At 63.3% G+C, this 19,886-nt stretch carries 18 protein-coding genes; 7 read left to right on the top strand and 11 right to left on the bottom strand.

Going from position 1 to position 19,886, the window contains the following annotated elements; genetic code table 11:
• Window positions 1–119: 119 nt before the first annotated feature.
• From leuB to QCE79_RS15080, 4 genes are all read right to left on the bottom strand, one after another.
• Window positions 120–1,190: a 3-isopropylmalate dehydrogenase gene (gene leuB / locus QCE79_RS15095; protein ID WP_309845536.1), complete on the bottom strand. Its 1,071-nt coding sequence runs from the start codon at window positions 1,188–1,190 to the stop codon at window positions 120–122.
• A 49-nt stretch (window positions 1,191–1,239) separates the two neighbouring features.
• On the bottom strand, window positions 1,240–1,836 hold the full coding sequence (leuD, locus tag QCE79_RS15090) for a 3-isopropylmalate dehydratase small subunit (RefSeq protein ID WP_309845533.1): 597 nt from the start codon (window positions 1,834–1,836) through the stop codon (window positions 1,240–1,242).
• A gap of 2 nt (window positions 1,837–1,838) precedes the next feature.
• Window positions 1,839–3,269, bottom strand: coding sequence for a 3-isopropylmalate dehydratase large subunit (gene leuC / locus QCE79_RS15085; RefSeq protein ID WP_309845531.1), 1,431 nt, complete (start codon window positions 3,267–3,269; stop codon window positions 1,839–1,841).
• A gap of 147 nt (window positions 3,270–3,416) precedes the next feature.
• Complete coding sequence (locus tag QCE79_RS15080; RefSeq protein ID WP_309845530.1) at window positions 3,417–4,355, bottom strand: LysR substrate-binding domain-containing protein; 939 nt, start codon at window positions 4,353–4,355, stop codon at window positions 3,417–3,419.
• A gap of 209 nt (window positions 4,356–4,564) precedes the next feature.
• Between QCE79_RS15080 and QCE79_RS15075 the strand changes: the two genes are divergently transcribed.
• From QCE79_RS15075 to QCE79_RS15055, 5 genes are read left to right on the top strand one after another with little or no spacing between them, the layout of a single operon-like run.
• Window positions 4,565–5,242, top strand: coding sequence for an aspartate/glutamate racemase family protein (locus QCE79_RS15075; protein ID WP_244830408.1), 678 nt, complete (start codon window positions 4,565–4,567; stop codon window positions 5,240–5,242).
• Window positions 5,239–6,012: an amino acid racemase gene (locus QCE79_RS15070; RefSeq protein WP_309845527.1), complete on the top strand. Its 774-nt coding sequence runs from the start codon at window positions 5,239–5,241 to the stop codon at window positions 6,010–6,012. Before QCE79_RS15075 ends, QCE79_RS15070 begins: the two co-directional genes overlap by 4 nt.
• Complete coding sequence (gene hydA, locus QCE79_RS15065; protein ID WP_309845524.1) at window positions 5,994–7,520, top strand: dihydropyrimidinase; 1,527 nt, start codon at window positions 5,994–5,996, stop codon at window positions 7,518–7,520. The genes QCE79_RS15070 and hydA overlap by 19 nt, the downstream gene beginning before the upstream one ends.
• Window positions 7,517–8,473: an N-carbamoyl-D-amino-acid hydrolase gene (locus QCE79_RS15060; RefSeq protein ID WP_309845521.1), complete on the top strand. Its 957-nt coding sequence runs from the start codon at window positions 7,517–7,519 to the stop codon at window positions 8,471–8,473. Before hydA ends, QCE79_RS15060 begins: the two co-directional genes overlap by 4 nt.
• A 22-nt stretch (window positions 8,474–8,495) precedes the next feature.
• Complete coding sequence (locus tag QCE79_RS15055; RefSeq protein WP_309845518.1) at window positions 8,496–9,776, top strand: MFS transporter; 1,281 nt, start codon at window positions 8,496–8,498, stop codon at window positions 9,774–9,776.
• 73 nt (window positions 9,777–9,849) lie between these two features.
• On the opposite strand, the gene QCE79_RS15050 is transcribed toward QCE79_RS15055, so the two are convergent.
• Window positions 9,850–11,259, bottom strand: a complete 1,410-nt coding sequence (locus QCE79_RS15050) for a DEAD/DEAH box helicase (RefSeq protein ID WP_309845515.1) — start codon at window positions 11,257–11,259, stop codon at window positions 9,850–9,852.
• Window positions 11,260–11,424: 165 nt separating this feature from the next.
• Window positions 11,425–11,688: an NAD-binding protein gene (locus tag QCE79_RS15045; RefSeq protein WP_284503499.1), complete on the bottom strand. Its 264-nt coding sequence runs from the start codon at window positions 11,686–11,688 to the stop codon at window positions 11,425–11,427.
• Between the two features lie 437 nt (window positions 11,689–12,125).
• On the opposite strand from QCE79_RS15045, the gene dacB reads away from it, so the two are divergent.
• A complete protein-coding gene (dacB, locus tag QCE79_RS15040; RefSeq protein WP_309845512.1) occupies window positions 12,126–13,793 on the top strand; it encodes a D-alanyl-D-alanine carboxypeptidase/D-alanyl-D-alanine-endopeptidase in 1,668 nt (555 codons plus the stop codon).
• 65 nt (window positions 13,794–13,858) lie between these two features.
• Here the strand turns inward: dacB and QCE79_RS15035 are convergent, their stop codons facing one another.
• From QCE79_RS15035 to QCE79_RS15025, 3 genes are read right to left on the bottom strand one after another with little or no spacing between them, the layout of a single operon-like run.
• Window positions 13,859–14,962, bottom strand: a complete 1,104-nt coding sequence (locus QCE79_RS15035) for a porin (protein WP_309845509.1) — start codon at window positions 14,960–14,962, stop codon at window positions 13,859–13,861.
• A 54-nt stretch (window positions 14,963–15,016) separates the two neighbouring features.
• On the bottom strand, window positions 15,017–16,345 hold the full coding sequence (locus QCE79_RS15030) for a uracil-xanthine permease family protein (RefSeq protein WP_309845506.1): 1,329 nt from the start codon (window positions 16,343–16,345) through the stop codon (window positions 15,017–15,019).
• Window positions 16,346–16,383: 38 nt separating this feature from the next.
• Window positions 16,384–17,499: an aryl-sulfate sulfotransferase gene (locus QCE79_RS15025; RefSeq protein ID WP_309845505.1), complete on the bottom strand. Its 1,116-nt coding sequence runs from the start codon at window positions 17,497–17,499 to the stop codon at window positions 16,384–16,386.
• 103 nt (window positions 17,500–17,602) lie between these two features.
• On the opposite strand from QCE79_RS15025, the gene QCE79_RS15020 reads away from it, so the two are divergent.
• Window positions 17,603–18,556, top strand: a complete 954-nt coding sequence (locus QCE79_RS15020) for a LysR family transcriptional regulator (RefSeq protein WP_244830425.1) — start codon at window positions 17,603–17,605, stop codon at window positions 18,554–18,556.
• 11 nt (window positions 18,557–18,567) lie between these two features.
• Here the strand turns inward: QCE79_RS15020 and QCE79_RS15015 are convergent, their stop codons facing one another.
• A complete protein-coding gene (locus QCE79_RS15015) occupies window positions 18,568–19,020 on the bottom strand; it encodes an RpiB/LacA/LacB family sugar-phosphate isomerase (protein WP_309845503.1) in 453 nt (150 codons plus the stop codon).
• A gap of 43 nt (window positions 19,021–19,063) precedes the next feature.
• The gene (locus tag QCE79_RS15010; RefSeq protein WP_309845501.1) at window positions 19,064–19,825 is read right to left on the bottom strand and encodes a triose-phosphate isomerase; all 762 of its coding nucleotides are present in this window, start codon (window positions 19,823–19,825) and stop codon (window positions 19,064–19,066) included.
• Window positions 19,826–19,886 lie beyond the last annotated feature (61 nt).

The raw sequence follows: 19,886 nt of genomic DNA, 5'->3' as shown, positions 1-19,886 counted from the left end.
TTTTTAGGTACTTCAGGGACGACAGAGTGTCAATTGCGGACCGGCTTATGAATATCCTGGCATCTCCCGCGACTGCTGATTATCGACATAGCGGAGCCGGTCCGCGCAACGCGATCTTCTTAGGCCGCCTGTTTGCGCAGCGCCTCGACCACGGCATCGCCCATGTCGCGGGTGCCGACGCGCTGCGTGCCTTCCTGCTGGATATCCGCGGTCCGGTAACCGGCCGCGAGCACCGTGCGCACGGCCTGCTCGACCCGGCGCGCGTCGTCTTCCATTTCGAAGCTCTCGCGCAGCATCATCGCGCACGACAGAATGGCGGCAAGCGGATTGGCCATGTCCTTTCCGGCAATATCCGGCGCCGACCCGTGGACCGGCTCGTACAAGCCCTTGCGGTTATAGCCGAGCGAGGCCGAAGGCAACATGCCGATCGAGCCGGTCAGCATGGCGGCCGCGTCCGACAGAATATCGCCGAAGAGATTGCCCGTGACGATCACATCGAATTGCTTGGGGCGCCGCATCAGCATCATCGCGGCGGCGTCCACGAAGAGATGGCTCAGTTCGACGTCCGGGTATTCCCGCCCGACGCGCGTGACGACCTCGCGCCACAGCTGACTTGCTTCCAGCACGTTGGCCTTGTCCACCGAGCAGAGCTTGTGATGACGGCGCTGCGCGGCCTTGAAGGCGGCATGCGCGACGCGCTCCACTTCCGACTCCGAGTAACGCATGGTGTTGAACCCCACACGCTCGCCCGCCTGATTGGTCTCGAAGCCGCGCGGCTGGCCGAAGTAGGCGTCGCCGTTCAGCTCGCGCACGATCACGATGTCGAGTCCATCCACCACTTCCGGACGCAACGTCGAAGCGCCGATCAGCTCCGGGAACATGAAGGCCGGGCGAAAGTTGGCATAGAGCGTCAGTGCCTCGCGCAATTGCAATAACCCGGTGCCGGGACGCTCCTCGCGCGGGATATCGGCTTCGTCGGCCACGCCTACCGCGCCGAAGAGAATCGCGTCGGCCTTGCGCGCCACTTCGAGCGTGGGCGGCGGCAGCGGCACGCCGTGCGCCTGAATGCCGGCATCGCCGATGGCAGCCTCCTGCGTCTCGGCGTGCGGCGCCACGATTCGCAGCACCTTGAGCGCCTCCGCGACAACTTCGGGGCCAATACCATCGCCGGGCATGACTGCAATCTTCATCTGTAATCTCCTTGGTCGTTATTGGAAACAGCGCGCCGTGTGCGCGCCGTCAAAAGGTTTCGGCACGGTCGCGCTCGAATGCCACGATGCGGTCCAGATGCGAAAGCGTGTAGTCGATCTCGTCCATGCCGCGCAACAGGCAATCCTTGGCGAAGGGCTCCAGCTCGAACGCGTGCGAGGACCCGTCGGGCAAGGTGACGGTCTGCGCGGGCAAGTCGATGGCGATACGGCTGCCCGGACTCTCCGACAACATATCGAGCAGCGGCAGCACCACGGCCTCGGGCAACACGATCGGCAGCAGTCCGTTCTTCAGGCAGTTGATGAAAAAGATGTCGCCGAAGCTCGGTGCAATCGCCGCGCGGATGCCGTAGTCATAGAGCGCCCAGACCGCATGCTCGCGCGACGAACCGCAACCGAAGTTATGGTTGGCCACGACGATGCGCGACTCCCGCAAAGGTGCCTGGTTGAGCAGGAAGTCGGGACGTTCCGCGCCATTTGCATCGAAGCGCAGCGCACGAAACAGGAACTGGCCGAAGTCGTCGGAGCGGGGTTTTTGCAGATAGCGCGCGGGCAGAATCTGGTCGGTATCGCAGTTGATCGCGACGATCGGCGCCGCGACTGCATCGAGGTACTCCAGTCGTTCCATGTTCACACTCCCAGGAGACGGCGGACATCGGTGAGACGTCCGGTCACCGCCGCGGCGGCCGCCATCGCCGGGCTCATCAGATGCGTGCGCACGCCGGGTCCCTGACGGCCCACGAAATTCCGGTTGGATGTCGAAGCGCAGCGCTGGCCGGGTTCGGCAATATCGCCGTTGGTCGCAAGACACATCGAACAGCCGGGATAGCGCCACTGAAAACCCGCTTCCATGAAGATGCGGTCGAGCCCTTCCGCTTCCGCCTGCGCACGCACTTCATGCGAACCCGGCACGACCCACGCTTCCACGCTTGGCGCGATATGACGGCCGCGCGCCACTTCCGCCGCGCTGCGCATGTCCTCGATACGCCCGTTGGTGCACGAGCCGATGAACACCCGGTCGATCGCGACGCCTTCGAGCGACTCGTTCGCCGCGAGGCCCATGTAGTCGAGCGCACGCGACATCGCCGCGCGCAGGTCGGGATCGGGCTGCTCCATGGGGTCCGGTACGCGGCCGTCGATGGCGCAGGCGTAGCCAGGCGTGGTGCCCCATGTGACCATCGGGACGATCTCGGTCACGTCGATATGCACTTCGCGATCGAACACCGCGCCTGGGTCGGTGAACAAGCCCCGCCAAGACGCGAGCGCCCTTTGCCACCGGTCGCCCGTGGGCGCGTAGTGCCGTCCGGCAAGATAAGCGAAGGTGGTTTCGTCCGGGGCGATCATGCCGGCGCGACCGCCCGCCTCGATGGTCATGTTGCAGAGCGTCAACCGCCCTTCCATCGACAAGCCGGCGATGGCGGAGCCGGCATATTCGATCACGTGTCCCGTCGCGCCAGCCACGCCGATTCGCGCGATGACCGCGAGAATCAGGTCCTTCGCGGTGACGCCCGAACCCGGCATGCCGTCGAGCGTGATACGCATGTTGCGCGACTTGCGCTGCCACAGGCATTGCGTGGCGAGCACGTGAGCCACTTCGGTGGCGCCGATACCGAACGCCAGCGCGCCCACCGCGCCATGCGTGGACGTGTGGCTGTCGGCGCAAACGACGGTCATGCCGGGCAGACTCAGGCCCTGCTCCGGCCCGACCACGTGGACGATGCCGCGCCGCGTGTCGTTCATGTCGAACAGGGTGATGCGCGATTCGTTGGCGTCGCGCTGTAGCGACTCGATCATGGCGCGCCGTTCGAGGTCGGTCACCGCCGCGATATCGTTCGCCGTGCTGGAAACGTAGTGGTCCGGCGTGCCGAAAATGCGCTCGGGCGAACGCGGCTTGAGCCCGCGCTGGCGCAACAGGTCGAACGACTGCGCGGTGACATCGTGAATGTAATGACGATCGATGTAGAGAAGATCCTGCCCGTCGTCGCGGGACATCACGCGGTGGCTGTCCCAGATCTTGTCGTAAAGCGTGCGTGGACCCGCGCTAAGCTGTTCGAGTTGCATTGCTTCGTCTCGCTCCGTCAAATGACCGCCTCGTCAGGCGCGGTGCAGTTTTGTTGTCGGTGGCTGTTTGAGAAGCATCTTGCATCAGGCCGGCTGGCTTGGACGTGGTCATTTGGCAAGGCACCATCGCCAATGGCGATGACAAAGCTACGTCGAACGGCTGACGCCATGCGCGTTCAGCACGTCGCGCAGGATCTCGACGAAGCGCCGGGCCGCGTTCGACAGCGGCTCGACGTGCGAATAGATGAGACTCGCGGTCAGCCGATGCTCGGTTTCGGCGCGCAACGGCACGACATCGAGCAGGTCTCGCATGGCGGAATCGATGCAGAACGGATCGACCACCGCCACGCCGACGCCTTCCCTCGCGAGCGTGCAGGCGCTGATGGCCGAGCGCACGCGCACGACCGGCTCCGGCCGCCGCTCGTTTCTGAACACGTGCCCGACGATCCGCCCGAGCGGCGTGTCGTGCTCGTAATCGATCCACGGCATGGCGGCGACCTGTTTCGGGTCGAGCGCACGCCGCCGGGCCAGCGCGCCTTTTTTCGCGACACAGAGAAGCCGTCCGCTTGCAATCGGCATGGTGACGAGGTTCGGGTGCTCGACGGCGAACATCGATACGCCGATGCAGTTCTTGCCGAACAGCACGCGAGGCACGAGATGGTTGTGCGTGAGCGGTTCGAACTGAATGGGCAACTGCTGGAATTCGGCGTGGAATCGTGCAATGGCGAGCGGCACGAGATGCACGCCGAGACTCGGGCTGCATACGATGTTGAGCTTGCCGCTCGTGCCGTCGGCGAGAGAACGGACGAGATTATCGACGCGCTCGATGCCTTCATACGCGCGCATGACTTCGTCGAAGATACGTTTTGCCTCGGGCGTCGGATAGAGCCGGCCGCGCATGCGTTCGAAGAGCAAGAACCCGAGTCGGCTTTCCGTCACCTGCAAGACACGGCTCACGGAGGGCTGCGCCACATACAGCGAACGCGCGGCCTCGCTGATGGAACCCGTCATCATGATCGCGCGGAATACTTCAATCTGCCGCAGGCTCATGGTGCGCGTGTTGGGAATTTCCTCGTCGTAATTCATGGGCTTGGTCGTTGTTCATCGCGCCGTCATGTTGCCGCGCCGCCGCTTTCGGATGTAAGTGAACCGCCCGCAGTGTAGCGCGGGCACCGCCGCGCGACGAATCCATGCAGCGCGTCTATGGGATACGAAATTTGAACTATTTCACGGCGAATATCGACGTTGCTATGGTTCGTTCTAGTCGAGCCCCGCGAAGAGAGTCGATCCGAGCCATGCCCAAGCTTATCCATTTCCTGAATCCGAACGGTCTCGCCACCGTCACGCGCGAGATCGAAAAGACCGTGTGCGCGCTTCGAGGCGCGGACGACGCGCCCGTTTGCTTCGAGACGCTTTTCGCGGTCGACGGCGGCATCGAAACCCAGCGCGATGCCGACCGCGCCGCCGTCGCCGTGGCCGAGTACGTCGCGCGGCATGAAGCGTCGGCGAGTGCGTTCGTCATCGCGTGCTACAGCGATCCCGGCTTGCACGCCGCGCGCGAACTCACGCAACAGCCGGTGCTCGGCATCGGTGCCGCGGCCATGGGCGTCGCGCTTGCGCGCGGGTCGCGCATCGGCGTGATCGCGGCGAGCACGCACGGCATGCCGCGTCACTGGCGGTCTTATCATGCGGCGCGCATCGCACAGACGGTCGCGGGAGAACGCGCCGTGAATCTTGGCGTGGCCGAATCGGGCAACCGAGACGCCGCGCTCGACAAGCTCATCGCGACCGGCCGCGCGCTGTGTGACGAAGATGGCGCCGATGTCATCGTGCTCGGCTGCGCGGGCATGACGCCGCTTCGCGCCGATATCGAAGCGGCGCTCGGCGTGCCGGTAATCGATCCGTGCTCGACGGCCGCCTCGCTCGCCTTCGCCATCTGTCGCGAGCGGCAGGACCCATGGCGTCCGACATGAACGCCGCACTCATTGCGCTTCCGCGTCTCGGTGTGCTTGGCGGCATGGGGCCGCTCGCCACCGCCGACTTTCTCGTCAAGCTGATTCAGGCGACGCCCGCCGCGTCCGATCAAGAGCATATGCCGGTCATCGTGCATAACGTGCCGCAAGTACCCGATCGCAGCACGGCCTTCCTCGCGGGATCGGACGCGCCCTGGCCGCATCTGCTCGACGGCCTGCGCACGCTCGAAGCGGCCGGTTGCGCGGCCATCGCGATTCCTTGCAATACGGCGCATGTCTGGCACGAGCGGCTCGCGCAGGAGACGGCACGGCCGGTGCTGCATATCGGCGAGGCAGCGCTTCGAGCGCTTGCGGTGAAGTGCCCCGGTGCGCGGCGAGTCGGCATGCTCGCGACGACAGCGACGCTCAAAGCGCGCATCTATCACGATCAACTGGCTGCAAGCGGCATAGACGCGATCGAACCGGGTCAGATGTCGCAGACGACGCAGGTCATGGGCGCAATCGCCGCCGTGAAAGGCGGGAGAATCGACGAAGCGCGTGCGTGGCTCAAACGCGCCGCTCATGCACTGATCGATCGCGGCGCCGACGCGTTGCTCATGGCGTGCACGGAAATTCCGGTGGCGCTGGCGGGCGTTGCGCTCGACGTACCCGCAATCGACCCGACCGAAGCGCTCGCGCGTGCAAGCGTCGACTGGTGGCTCGCCGCGCGCGAGCGAACCAACACCTCTGAATTCTCAAGCGGACAAAAGACATGCAGCAATTTGATCTGACCATACGTCATGGACTCGTCGCGTCGGACGAGGCAGTCTTCGAGGCGGACGTCGGCGTGGTCGGCGACCGGATCGTCGAAGTGGCGCGCGGCCTGCCCGCAGGCAAACGCGATATCGACGCGACCGGACGCTACGTGCTGCCGGGCGGTATCGACACGCACTGTCACGTCGAGCAACGCTCGGGCATGGGAATCATGGGCGCCGACGACTGGTACTCCGCAAGCGTCGCGGCGGCCCACGGCGGCACCACCATGATCGTGCCGTTCGCCGCGCAGCATCGCGGACAATCGCTCAAACAAGTGGCCGACGACTACGCGGCGCTCGCGCGGGCAAAGTCGGTGATCGACTATAGCTATCACCTGATTGTCTCTGAGACGGACCACCGCACGCTTCAGGAAGATCTCGTCGAGCAGATTCGCCGGGGCATCACGTCGTTCAAGGTCTACATGACCTACGATCAATTGAAGATCGACGACTACCAGATGCTCGACGTGTTGGCTCTCGCCGCACGCGAACGCGCGCTCGTGATGGTACATGCCGAAAACAACGACGTGATCCGCTGGGTCTCGCAAAAGCTGCTCGAAAGCGGCCGCACCGCGCCGAAGTACCACGCGACGAGTCACGTGGCGCTGGCGGAATCCGAAGCGACGAATCGCGTGATCCAGCTCGCCAGGCTTTTCGACGCGCCCGTGCTCATCGTTCACGTGTCCGCGCAGGACGCGCTCGCGACCATCGGCGCGGCGCAGCGCATGGGCGCACAAGTGTACGGCGAAACTTGTCCGCACTATCTGCTGCTCACCGAAGACGCGATGGACCTTCCCGGCGTCGAAGGCGCGAAGTATTGCTGCAGCCCGCCGCTGCGTGACGCGAACGCTCAGCAAGCCTTGTGGACGGCGCTGAAGGCGGGCGTGTTGCAGACGGTGTCGTCGGATCATGCGCCGTATCGCTTCGACGAATCCGGCAAGCTGCCGCATGGCGAAGCCACCACGTTCAAGCAGATGGCCAACGGCATGCCCGGACTCGAAGTGCGCCTGCCGCTGCTGTTCTCCGAAGGCGTTCACAAGGGGCGCATGACGTTGCCCGAATTCGTCGCGCTGAGTTCGACGAATCATGCGCGCATGTACGGCATCGCGCCGCGCAAAGGGCTGATCGAAGCGGGCGCGGATGCGGACATGGCGGTTTGGGACCCACACCATGAAGTCGTGCTGACAGCCTCCGCATTGCACGATCGCGTGGGCTACACGCCCTACGAGGGGACGAAGGTAACGGGCTGGCCGCGCACGGTGGTGAGCGCGGGCCGCGTGATCGTCGATGACGCCGGCTTTCATGCCGAACCCGGCAGCGGCCGCTTCATTGCACGCTCGACGCCGTTGCCCTATCAGGCCACGCGCGAAGTCTCCGCGAGCGGCCGGTTTTTCCGCGCGCTTGCCGACGCCGGGACAGGCGCTCTCCACCCGTCTTTCGGATACCCCGAACATCAACACCCGGAACAAAAGAGGAAGTCATGAGCAAGTCACGCAAAATCGGCCTGGCCGTCGCGCAAATGGGACCGGTCCATCTCGCAGATGACCGTCGGGCGGTCGTCGAGCGGCTCGTCGCCATGCTGTACGAAGCGAAGGCGCGCAGTGCAAAGCTGGTCGTGTTCCCGGAGCTCGCGCTCACCACTTTTTTTCCGCGCTACTGGATGAGCGAGGAAGCGGCCATGGAACGCTTCTTCGAGCGATCGATGCCGAATCCCGACGTACAGCCGCTTTTCGACGCCGCGCGCGACGCGGGCATCGGCTTCTATCTCGGCTATGCGGAACTGACGGCGCAAGGCGAGCGCTTCAATACGTCGATCATCGTCGATGACAGCGGCAAGATCGTCGCGAAGTATCGCAAGACGCATTTGCCGGGGCATTCGGAGCACAAGCCGGACGCGCCTTTCCAGCATCTGGAGAAGAAGTTTTTCGCGGTGGGCAACTCGGGTTTTCCTGTCGTCGACACGATGGGCGCGCGCCTCGGCATGTGCATCTGCAACGACCGCCGCTGGCCGGAAACATGGCGCGCGATGTCGCTGCAAGGCGCGGAACTCGGCGTGCTCGGCTACAACACGCCGTCCGAGAACATTCATTGGCCCGAACCGGTCCATTTGCGCATGCATACCCATCTCGTCACGTTGCAGGCGAGCGCTTATCAGAATGCGATGTGGATTGCCGCCGCCGCCAAATGCGGCAAGGAAGACGGCTTTCATATGATCGGCGGCTCGGTGATTGTCGCGCCTTCGGGCGAGATCGCCGCGCAAAGCATGAGCGAAGACGACGAGGTGATCTTCGCGAACGTCGATCTCGCGCTTGGCGACACGTTCCGCGAGCACGTCTTCAACTTCGCGAAGCATCGGCGGCCGGAATATTACGGGCTGATCGTCGAGCGCACCGGCGCGGGCGCGCCGCTGCCGCACGATCCGGACGCGCTCAATTAAGGCGTCCACGGGGAGACCGCACATGAACGACGACATTACGCAAGATGTATCGGCGTCGGCACGGCCGGCGTCTTACGGCAGCTCGCCACAAAGCGCCACGGACAAATCGATATTCGGACCGCCGCACGTGCGCGCGCTCGTCGCATCGATTTCCGGCTACGCCATGTACGGCTTCGACCTGCTGATCCTCGGTTTCATGCTGAGCCTCATCTCGGCGGACCTTGGACTCAGCTCCGCGCAGGCGGGCTCGCTCGTTACGTGGACGCTCGTCGGCGGCGTCGCGGGTGGCATCGGCTTCGGGATACTCAGCGATTATCTCGGCCGCGTGCGCGTGCTCACTTACACCATTCTGCTCTTTGCGCTGTTCACCGGTCTGTGCGCTTTCGCGACCGGATACCACGACCTGCTCGCGTATCGCTTCGTGGCGGGCCTGGGACTTGGCGGCGAGTTCGGTATCGGCATGGCGCTCGCCATCGAGGCGTGGCCCGCCGAAAAGCGCGGACGCGTCTCCTCGTATGTCGGCATGGGCTGGCAGATCGGCGTGCTGATCGCCGCGCTGCTGACGCCGGTATTGTTACCGCATATCGGGTGGCGCGGCATGTTTCTCGTGGGACTCGCGCCCGCCGTGCTGTCGTTCGTCATTCGCAAGGCGATTGGCGAACCGAAGATCTTCATCGAGAAAGCAACCAGGAGGCGGCACGAATTCCCCCTCAAGACGCTGTTTCGCGATCGGGAAACGCGACGCCGCAGCATCGGCATGATCGTCATGTGTTCGGTGCAGAACTTTGGCTACTACGGTCTCATCATCTGGATGCCGGGCTATCTGACGAAGGCGTTCGGCTTCACGCTCGCCAAGTCGGCGACATGGACGGCGGCGTCGATTCTCGGCATGCTGGTCGGCATCTGGATCTTCGGGCAGCTCGCGGACAGAATCGGCAGGAAGCCTACCTTCGTGATCTATCAGTTGGGCGCGCTCGTCATGGTGTTCGTCTACTCGCGCATGACGACGCCCGAGGCGCTACTGATTGGCGGCATGGTGGTCGGCGTGTTCGTAAACGGCATGATGGGCGGCTATGGCGCACTCATGGCCGAGTTGTATCCGACCCATGCACGCGGCACCGCGCAGAATGTGCTGTGGAGCGTCGGCCGCGCGGTCGGCGGGTTCGGACCGCTCGCGATCGGCGCGGTGGCGAGCTATTACTCGTTTGGCACGGCCATTGCGGCGCTGGCTTGTATCTATATCGTCGATGTCGTCGCGACTGTCGTGCTGATTCCGGAGTTGAAGGGCGTGGAGTTGGAGTGAGCGGACGTGACAGGCGGAAAACGCTGGCCGGCGGTCGGGATGCATCGCGAGACCGATCACACCCCGACGAGGGCTAGCGTTTGCCACGCCCGCCAGCCGGCTTACCTGCAACCGCGGCTGGCTTGCTGCCGGATTTGCTACGCGGCTTCTTCACGCTAAACGGATTGACGCCGGACAATCCTGTGTCTTGTTGCGCCACAGGCTTGCGCTTGATTTCGCCACCCTGCGGGCGCGACTTCTTGCCGGGCACCGGCGCCGCGCCCGGCGTAACCTGCGGCACTTTGGGCTTTTTGAGCTTTTTAGGTTTTTTGACGATCTCGCCCGTCGCGCTGGTTTGCGGCACGCGATGCTCGGCTTCGAAACCTGGTTCTTCCCGGCGTACCAGCGTTTGCCGGATCAGCGCTTCGATCGCGGCGAGTTGCGGCGCTTCATCGGCACATACGAGCGACACCGCCACGCCGCTCGCGCCCGCGCGACCGGTGCGGCCAATGCGGTGCACATAGTCTTGCGCCACGATCGGCAGATCGACGTTGATGACCAAAGGCAAGTCGTCGATATCCAGTCCGCGCGCAGCCACATCGGTGGCGACCAGCATATGGACTTCGCCAGTCTTGAAGCGTTCGAGTGCACGCAAACGCGCGGGTTGCGGCTTGTCGCCGTGGATGGTGTCGACCGAATAACCCGCATCATCCAGCATGGCCGCCAGATAGTCGACGCCATTACGGGTTTTGACGAACACCAGCGCGTGCTCCCACTTGTTCTCGGCCACGAGGTGCATGAAGAGTTCAGGCTTGTTCCTCTTATCCACCGTCACCACCCACTGCTTGATATTGCTGGCCGTGGCATTGGGCAGGCTGACGCTGATATTCAACGGGCTGCGCAGAATGCTCGCGGCCATCGTGCGGATTTCATCGGAGAACGTGGCGGAGAACAGCAGCGTCTGACGCTTTGCGGGCAAGGCGGCGAACACGGCGTTGAGTTCGCGTGCGAAGCCCAGATCGAGCATGCGGTCGGCTTCATCCAGCACTAGCGTCTGTACTCGATCGAACTGCACCGCATTTTGGCGATTCAGATCCAGCAAACGGCCCGGTGTGGCGACCAGCACATCGACGCCTTTGCGCAAGGCCATCATCTGCGGATTGATACTCACGCCGCCATACGCGGCCAGGAATCGCAGGTCGAGGCCTTCGCCGTAATCGATAAAGCTTTGCAGCACTTGTTCAGCCAGTTCGCGCGTGGGCACGAGCACGAGAATGCGCGCGCGATTGCTGGACACCGCCGGCCCGTGTTGCACCAGCCGTTGCAGCAGCGGCAGCGCGAAACCCGCCGTCTTGCCCGTGCCGGTCTGCGCGGCGGCCATGACGTCCTGGCCACCGAGCACAGCAGGAATCGCCTTGACCTGCACCGGCGTGGGTGTCTGGTAATTGAGCTTCTGCAGGTTGCGCAGCAACGGATCGATCAGGCCAAGCGAGGCAAAAGACATGCAGGTATTCCGGGCTAAAACCGCAATTTTAGCGGTTACGGCGCTCGTTGCATGCGCCGAGCCATATCGACAGCGAGCAGCGTCGGCAGGCTCTCTTACAGGACGTCGACGGAATCCAACGGTGAGGAGCGCTCATGCAGCAGGAAGCGCCTTGAGTGACGCCCTTCACTTCTCGGTGCGTGGTTTCTCGATGGTGACTTTCGCCATGGCCGACCAGTCTCGCTCGCCCAATCCCGCCGCGACGGTTTCAGTCATGCGTTCGTAGACGGCGGCGAGCATCGGCAACGCGGCGCCCAGCTCTTGCGCGGCTTCAGACGCGAGTCGCAGATCCTTCAGTCCGAGCGATGCCTTGAACCCCGGTTCGTAGTGTCCATCCGCGATATTCGCCGAATAGACTTGATACGACCGGCTGCCGAACGACGTATTCAGATCGTCAGGTTTGCCGCTGCCGGCATTAGGGCGCTCGTCGCGACAAGTCCGGACGCTGTGCCGAAACTCGCTGCGAAACCATCAGCGGCGAAGCGTTCGAAGCGCGTGGAGCAGTCGGGTTCAGCATGACGGGAGCCTGGCGGAACGATCATGCAAGGTGTCGGGGCACGTGCAACGCCTGACCGCGACGCGAACGTGTTGGCTATCCAGTCGTTTCCATTCCCGCAGAACATTCGGACGGCCGCGTCTCTGTTCGTCATCGCACAGTTCGTGTATGGGAGTACGTAGTCAGTCTCGCCTTCCTAACTTATATTTGCATCGGCACCGCAAAAAAAAACGTCCCCGCCCTGATCACCCGCGACCGATGTCCGGTCAAATGCTTCCTCCAAGCGGCGACTCTCAACGCATTGCGCTACAACCAAAAAGGATACGACGCAATGATGTCTTTCCGCTCGGCGATCAAGCCTTTGATGGAACCGACCTTCACGCGCTGCATGGCGCTGGCGTCCGCCGTGTTGCTGGCATCGTGCGGCGGCTCGGACCATACCGATACCACGGTGCCCGACACCATCATGCAGGTGATGAAAAAGCCTGCGTACAGCGGCGCGACGTGGACCATGCAGGTCGTCGATCTGGATTCCGGACATGTCATCTACGATCTCGACTCGGGCTCACAGGTGTTCATCGCGTCCGTGCGTAAGCTCTTCTCCACAGCCAATGCGCTCGACGTCATCGGTGCGCAGCATCGACTGGTGACGCCGGTCTACAAGCAAGGCACCGTCGATGCAAACGGCACGCTCACCGGCAATCTCGTACTCGTCGCGAGCGGCGATCTCACCATGGGCGGTCGCGCGAATCCGGACGGAACGATCGCGCTCACCGCGTTCGATCACAACGAAGCCAATAGTGTCGGCAACGCGCAACTGACCACGCCCGATCCGCTCGCCGGTTACAACGCGCTGGCCGCGCAGGTCGCCGCCTCGGGCATCAAGACGGTCAATGGCGATGTGGTGATCGACGATCGTCTGTTCGACGCGTTCGACTTCCGCGATGAATTCAACGTGACGCCGATCCTGGTCAACGACGATCTCGTGGATGTCGCCTTCAGCGCAAGCGCGCAAGGTGCGCTGCTGCCGTTCGTGTACCGGCCCCAGTCGGCGGCGTTCACGGTGCAATCGACGCTCATCACGGGTGCGCCGACGTCGGACTTTGCCGTCGTGCTCAATCAGGCATTCCCGGATGAGCCGCTCAACTGTATCGGCCAGGCTACCTGTGTCGGCGAAATGAGCGGCACGGTGCCGGCAGGGGTTCCGCCCGCGCTGACCGGCGCGTATCCGCTGGTGCAGACGTTTCGCATCACCGATCCCTCCACGTATGCGCGCACGGTGCTGATCGAAGCGCTCGCACGCGCGGGCGTGACCGTGACGGCCGCGCCCGTCAAGGCGAATCCGGTTGCATCCTTGCCGGCGCAAGGTTCTTATTCGAGCGCGCAACGGGTCGCCCAACTCACCGCCGCTCCGTATGCGCAGGATCTGCGTTTCGTGAACAAGGTGAGCTACAACATCGGCGCGGACATTACGCTGATGCAATACGGACTGGCGAAGAACGGCTCGCGCACCATGGCCACGGCGCTTACGACCGAAAAAGGCGAACTGTCTTCGACCTTCGGCATTTCGCCGGACCAATATCACTTCATCGACGGCAGCGGCGGCGGCGATACCACCGCGAACGCGAAGGCTGTCATCACGCTGCTGCGCGCCATGCGGCTCAAGCCCGACTATGCGACATACGTCGATACTTTGCCGGTACTCGGCGTCGATGGCTCGCTCACGACCGTCACCGGCTTCGAGGCCGATCCGACGCTAGCCGGTGCCAAGGGTCGTGTCTACGCCAAGACCGGCACGTATGGCGGTTTGAGCAACACCACACCGCCCGTGCCGCTTCTCAAGTCACAGGCGCTTGCGGGGTATATCGATGCAAAGAGCGGCCGGCGGCTTGCCTTCTTCCTGACCGTGAATAACGTGCCGTTCGTGGGTCTGGAAACCATCCTCGATGCTTTCCAGGACGAAGGCGAGATCGCGGCGCAAATCTGGAAACTGCAATGATGCGGCGCAAGCCGTGGGTCGCTGACTTCGTCGGCGGCCTCACGCTGCCGAATGATCGATCATTGTCAGAACAGATGATGAATCCCGGCGAGACACACCACCTGCTTCCCACCCGAAGCCGTCCCGATGCCAAGCGTATTGGCCACCGCGCCGCCGCCCGCCGTTTCGAACATCACATCGGCATAAAGCTGGGTTGTCTTCGATAGCGAATACACATTGGCCGCCGTGAATTGCGTCCAGCGACGCGCGCCGAGCGTCGCTGTCCATGCGCCCACGCCGATTTCCTCCGCGGGTGTCACGCGCAGATTCGCGCCGCCGTCGATGCTGCGAAAATGTTCGCTGCCGCCCTTGGACGCGATGCGCATATCGGTTGCGAGCGCATGCAGCGTGACGCGCTCGAACCGGTACGAGCCACCAATACCCATCTCCCGCACCTGGCTCGCATTGAACGTGGCGCCGAGCGCGAGCGTCTGACCTTCGAACGAAGTCAGCCCGAGCCCGCTGGATAGCGGCAGCAGCCGGTCGCGGTACTCCGAATACACCGCCACCAGTTTGAGCGGACCATTGGCATAGTTCCCACCGAAACTGATCGTCCGCCCGTTGGTATTGCTGGCCGATGCGCCCGGGAATCCATAAAGCGCGCCGACGCTCAGGCCGCGATAAGCAGCGCTCTTCCACTTGACCGTGCTCGATAACTGCACGGGAAGCGTGCTGCCGAGACCATCGAGATTGCCTGGATGAAACGCGGAAAAGTCGCCGAGCAACTGCGCTGTCGAAACCGAGCCGAGCCAGTCGAAGTTCCAGTCGGTTTGACGCCCGAGCGTGACCGTGCCGAGCGTCGCGTCGGACATTCCGACATAGGCTTGTCGATTGAAGAACGTCGTGCTGCTGGCGGATGCACCCGTCGTCGTGACAAAACCGCTTTCGAGCCTGAACAGCACCGAGCGCCCCGCGCCGATTTCCTCGACACCCTGAAAGCCGAAGCGGTCCGCCTGCAAGGTCCCTTGCTGCGCGATATAAGCCGACGAGCCGCGCAAATTGCTCACGTATCCAATACCCGAATCGATGCTGCCGTATAACGTGACGCTGCTTTGCGCGAATGCCAGCGGCGAAACGACGAGCGTGGTCAAACCCGCGACGAGTGTCGCGCGATGAGTTTTTGTTGTCATGCTGTCTGGGAGGAGCGTTAGAAGGAGAACTGCCTGAGCGCGAAAGTCCGGAAATCAGGTTGACTGAACCTTCTCCACCGGCGCGAGACGCCACGCGCCGAATATGAGATTGACGATGATCGCCGTCAGCGTGCCCGCCGCCATGCCGTTACCCATCACGATCTGCAGCGAGCCGGGAAGCGCTGCATAGACGTTGGGCACGAGTATCGGTAACAGACCCATGACGAGCGCCGCAGCCAGCGTGTACTGATTGCCGCGCGCTTGCAGATCGACCTTGCCGAGCAGGTTGATCCCCATCACCCCGATCATCGCGAAGACGATCAGCGCGGTGCCGCCGACCACGGGCGCCGGAATCGCGTAGGCAAGGCGTCCGAGCGGCACGAACAGCGCGATGAGCATCAGCATCACGCCCGCCGTCGCGGTGACGTAGCGAGACCGCACACGCGTGGTCTGCACGACGCCGATATTCTCCGCGCTCGTGATGATGAGCGACGTGCCGAGCAACGAGCCGATCAGCGACGCGAGCGCATCGCCGCGAATCGTGCGCGGTACGTCGCGGCGAACGTCGATCTTCCTGCCCGTGATCTCGCCGACGGCAACCGTCTGTCCAGTGGCTTCGGCCATCGAAATGACACTGAAGATCAGCATGGGAAGCGCGGCCAGCACGTCGAAGAGCGGCATGCCGAAGGGCAATAGCATCGGCCACGTGAAGAGTGGGCCGCTCCAGAGGCCGCTTAGGGACATCGAACCCATTGCCCAGGCGGCGAACGTGCCGATGACAAGACCCAGCAGCACCGCGAGCCTGCCCAGCGTGCCCTTGAAGAGACGCGCGACCGCGAGCGTGGCCACGATGGTCAGCAGCGCAAGTCCGAGCGCCTCGGGCCGCGCAAAGCCCGGCGTCCCCGGCTGCCCGACGACGATTCCGGCGTAAATCCGGATGAGACTGACCGAGACGAGCAGCAGCATGGCACCCACGACCACGCGCGGAAAGAAGCGCAGACAGCGCGCGAATACCGGCAGCACGATCCAGTAGAAGAGACTGGTGAGGATCGCCGCGCCCGTCGCGGTACGCAGATCCGTTTGCATCGCGATGACGGCGAAGAGCATCGCGGGCGCGCCGCCCGGCACCATCACGAATGGCAGCCGCGCGCCCACCGGCCCCGCGCCGAGCGACTGTAAGATCGTGCCGGCGCCGCACACGAAGAACGTCGCGCCGATCAGATGCACGGTCATCTCGGCTGGCAGCGACAACATGCGCGACATCAGAAAGACCGCCGTAACGGGCGATGCGGCCATGGACAGCACATGTTGCAAACCGAACAGCGCGAGTTGCCATGCGGGCAAACGCGCGTCGACATCATGCGTGGCGGATTCAGCTTTCACGAGACCCCCATGGTTTCGAAGCGCGTGGCGCACGGCGCTCAAGCAGGCAACCACGGCAATTGCTCGCGGCGGTAGCGGAAGGTTTGAAAGACGCTGTTCAATTGCCCCGGACCTGTCTTGCGGGCCGCTTCGTCCGGGTATTCGGCGAACCACGGAATCACGTATTCCCATACCACTTCGCCTGCGGGCGTGACTTCGAAAAGACGCCCCGTCGCCGATTCGGTGATATGCGTGTTGCCGTTCGCGAGCCGCTGCGCGTTGCCCATGAACGCGCTGTAGAACATGTTGACCATGTCGTCGGCGTAAGACCATACGATTTCGTGCGTCGACGGATCGATCTCCAGCACACGCGAGAACGCCACGTGCGCGCCCGCGCGAAAGTTGCCGTTGTCGAACGTGAGGATGTTGCCGTTGGCGAGCGCGACCGGCGCATGCTGATGCGAAACCACGTCCGGTGGGATATGCATGGTCACGTGGCCCGTTCGACGGTCGACCGCGATAATGCCCGACGTGGTGCGCAAGCTCATCAGCACCTCGCCTTGCGCATTCACACCGAGCCCGTTCACGAGCGGCCAGTGATAACGGCCGAAGCCCGGCGCGATAGGAAAGTCTTTCGGATCGAGATGCTCCCAGGCTTTCCATTCCCACACGAGTTCGCCCGCGCGATTCACTTCGCGGATCACGTCCGCGAACATGGGCTCGTCCGGACCATGCGCCGTGCCGCCCGGCACGCGATCGGCGAAACCCGCGGGCACCGGCGCGCACGCGGCGTACAGCAGGTTTCCGTTCGGCAGCCACTGCGCGTCGTGATGATGCGCCGGGTCCTGGTACCGCCACACTACCTCGCCCTCCGGCGATACTTCGTAGAAATCGCCGCCGTGCCACATCGACCAAGGCGCATATCGATCTTCTGAATCCGCATGATTGCCGTTGTAACCGAGATTGCCGTTCGGGAGAATCACCGCATGACGGCCGGGGCGCACCGGCATCTGCCATTCATGCACGACTTCGCCGCGCATATCGACGAGAAACACGCGCCCGCCTGCCGTTTGCGGCGCGATCAGTGTATAGCCGCCAGCGGACAGGTTCGGGTCGTGCGCTATGAGCCCGACGCCGCGGCGACGCTGGGTGATTTGATCGACGGTGGTAGTCACGGTTTGCTCCGTTAAGATGATGGAGCAAAATTTAGGCTATTCCACGCGTCAGTAAAACCTGATTGTTTTAAACGGGTCGTCAGAAAAATCCATACGGTAAGCCATGCGTCCAATATCACAGACCTTCCGTTGCTTCGACGAAGTCGTCAGGCGCGGTTCCATCCGCAAGGCGGCCGAATCGCTGCATCTGACCGCGGCTGCGGTGCATCAGCAGATCCTCAATCTGGAAGAACAGGTCGGCTCGCCGCTCTTCGACCGCTTGCCGCGCGGCATGCAGCTCACCACGGCGGGCGAGATCATCATCGCGGCCGTGCGGCGCGGTCAGCGCGATTTCGACAACGCGATGACTCAGGTCGAGGACTTGCGCTCGCTGCGGCGCGGACACGTCAATCTGGCCGTGTCGCCTTCGTCGGCGGAGTATCTGGTGCCCGGCGCGATTCAGGCCGCGATGACGCGCTATCCGGGCGTCACCTACAGCGTGCGTTCGGGTAACGGCGAAAACATCTTGAAGTGGGTGGAGACCGGTGAGGCCGACATTGGCTACGGCCTGCGTCGCAAGCCGCCGCCCGGCGTCGTGGAAGTGCGCGCATATGTGCAGCATCTCGGCGTGGTCACGCCACCGGGACATCCGCTCACGAAACTCCAGCGACGTCCGCGACTACGCGACTGCCTTGGCTATCCGCTCATCCTGATGTCGCCGGATACCGAATTGCGCGCGATGGTCGATCAGATCGATCACCGCGACCGGCGCAATGCGCGACCGCTCGTCGAAACCAGTTCGGTCGCCATGGTGCGCCGGCTGGTGGCGGATGGCATCGGCATCGGCTTTCTGATTGCGGAGAATGTCGCGGAAGACGTCGCCGGGGGCAAGCTCGCATGGACGCCGCTCGCCGATGCGGGCGCACAATCGTCCAGTTGCCTGTATCAACGCTCCGATCTGACGACCACGGTCGCGATGGGCATGTTCCTGCAATTTCTCGGACAGGCTATCGAGCAAACCGAGGACCGCTTTCACACGTCGACGCGCCCCGTGCGCAAGCGCGGCGCACGGGTCTAGCGAGCACTATCCTAGCGATGATACTTGTCGTCGAGCTCGTTGATCGCGTTCACATTGCCCGCGCTGCGTCCATTCTCGTCGAAGGTATTGGCGAGAAACGAATCGGCGATGGTCTTCGCGACTTCAGGTCCGATCACGCGCGAGCCCATCGTGATGATCTGCGCGTTGTTGGAAAGCGCCGCGCGTTCCGCCGAATAAGTATCGTGGCACAGCGCGGCGCGAATGCCCGGCACCTTGTTCGCCGAGATGCTTACACCAATGCCCGTCCCGCACACGAGAATCGCGCGATCGTATTCGCCGCTGATCACACCGGAGGCCACGCGGTCCGAGAGATTGGCGTAAAACTCGTTCGGGCTCGCCTCATTGTGCGACACCTCGAATACCTCGAAGCGGTCCTTCAAATAGTCCGCCAGCACGCGTGCAAGTCCCACTCCGGCGCTGTCTCCACCAATTGCTAGCTTCATGAGTATCTCCGTCGATTGTTCGATGCAAGTCGAGCATGCCAAGTCAAAGCACCGCGCCGACGCGTTTCAAAATATCCAGATAGCCGCTCACGTTCCACGCCGAACGGCCGATGAAAAGTCCATCGATGTGCGGGCACGCGGCCAGTTCCGCGCAGTTGCCCGGATTGACGGAGCCGCCGTACAAACAGGGAATGCTTCGCCCGAGCGTTTCCTCCGCCACTTTGCTGATCTCGGCTTGACGCGCATCCGCATATTCGGGACTAGCCGGAATGCCGCTCTCGCCGATAGCCCATACAGGCTCGTACGCGAGCAGAATCGGCGCCGTTCGTTGTTCAGGAGAAAGACGCGCCAACGCGCCGCGCACCTCGGTGGCCAACACGTCCGCAGCGCGTCCGCTCTCTTTGTCGGCGAGCGTTTCGCCAATGCAGATCAGCGGCGTCAATCCGTGACGCACGGCGGCCTCGACCTTGCGTCCGACGGTGTCGTCGGTTTCGCCGAAGTGCTCGCGCCGTTCGGAATGGCCGAGTTCGACGAGATCCACGCCGCAATCGACCAGCATCGGCGGGGAAATCTCGCCGGTCCACGCGCCCTCTTCGGCCCAATGCATGTTTTGCGCGCCGACCTTGACATTGGTTTCGGCAAGAATCGACTTCACTTCGCGAATCGCGGTGAACGGCGGAATCACGAAGCACTGGATTCGCGGGTCGTCAGGGCTCGCGAGCAAACCCTCGGCGAAAGCGATCGCTTGCGCCAGGGTCTTGTTCATCTTCCAGCTCGTGCCGACCCAGAACGGGGTATCAGACATGGTTAGGTTGTCGGACAGTGTGTCTTGCAAATGAGGCCGCGTCATGCGCCGGACGTGCCTC

Source organism: Caballeronia sp. LZ003 (genome assembly GCF_031451465.1).
Classification (GTDB): domain Bacteria; phylum Pseudomonadota; class Gammaproteobacteria; order Burkholderiales; family Burkholderiaceae; genus Caballeronia.
Note: the sequence above shows the minus strand (reverse complement) of the source record. Positions and strands in the feature narration are given on the sequence as shown.

Excerpts from the sequence above, each read along its gene's own strand:
- dacB (WP_309845512.1), top strand. The coding sequence starts at position 12,126 with ATGATGTCTTTCCGCTCGGCGATCAAGCCTTTGATGGAACCGACCTTC.
- QCE79_RS15080 (WP_309845530.1), bottom strand. The coding sequence starts at position 4,355 with ATGAATTACGACGAGGAAATTCCCAACACGCGCACCATGAGCCTGCGG.
- QCE79_RS15060 (WP_309845521.1), top strand. The coding sequence starts at position 7,517 with ATGAGCAAGTCACGCAAAATCGGCCTGGCCGTCGCGCAAATGGGACCG.
- hydA (WP_309845524.1), top strand. The coding sequence starts at position 5,994 with ATGCAGCAATTTGATCTGACCATACGTCATGGACTCGTCGCGTCGGAC.
- QCE79_RS15015 (WP_309845503.1), bottom strand. The coding sequence starts at position 19,020 with ATGAAGCTAGCAATTGGTGGAGACAGCGCCGGAGTGGGACTTGCACGC.
- leuB (WP_309845536.1), bottom strand. The coding sequence starts at position 1,190 with ATGAAGATTGCAGTCATGCCCGGCGATGGTATTGGCCCCGAAGTTGTC.
- QCE79_RS15070 (WP_309845527.1), top strand. The coding sequence starts at position 5,239 with ATGAACGCCGCACTCATTGCGCTTCCGCGTCTCGGTGTGCTTGGCGGC.
- leuC (WP_309845531.1), bottom strand. The coding sequence starts at position 3,269 with ATGCAACTCGAACAGCTTAGCGCGGGTCCACGCACGCTTTACGACAAG.
- QCE79_RS15010 (WP_309845501.1), bottom strand. The coding sequence starts at position 19,825 with ATGTCTGATACCCCGTTCTGGGTCGGCACGAGCTGGAAGATGAACAAG.
- QCE79_RS15055 (WP_309845518.1), top strand. The coding sequence starts at position 8,496 with ATGAACGACGACATTACGCAAGATGTATCGGCGTCGGCACGGCCGGCG.
- QCE79_RS15050 (WP_309845515.1), bottom strand. The coding sequence starts at position 11,259 with ATGTCTTTTGCCTCGCTTGGCCTGATCGATCCGTTGCTGCGCAACCTG.
- QCE79_RS15035 (WP_309845509.1), bottom strand. The coding sequence starts at position 14,962 with ATGACAACAAAAACTCATCGCGCGACACTCGTCGCGGGTTTGACCACG.
- QCE79_RS15075 (WP_244830408.1), top strand. The coding sequence starts at position 4,565 with ATGCCCAAGCTTATCCATTTCCTGAATCCGAACGGTCTCGCCACCGTC.
- leuD (WP_309845533.1), bottom strand. The coding sequence starts at position 1,836 with ATGGAACGACTGGAGTACCTCGATGCAGTCGCGGCGCCGATCGTCGCG.
- QCE79_RS15020 (WP_244830425.1), top strand. The coding sequence starts at position 17,603 with ATGCGTCCAATATCACAGACCTTCCGTTGCTTCGACGAAGTCGTCAGG.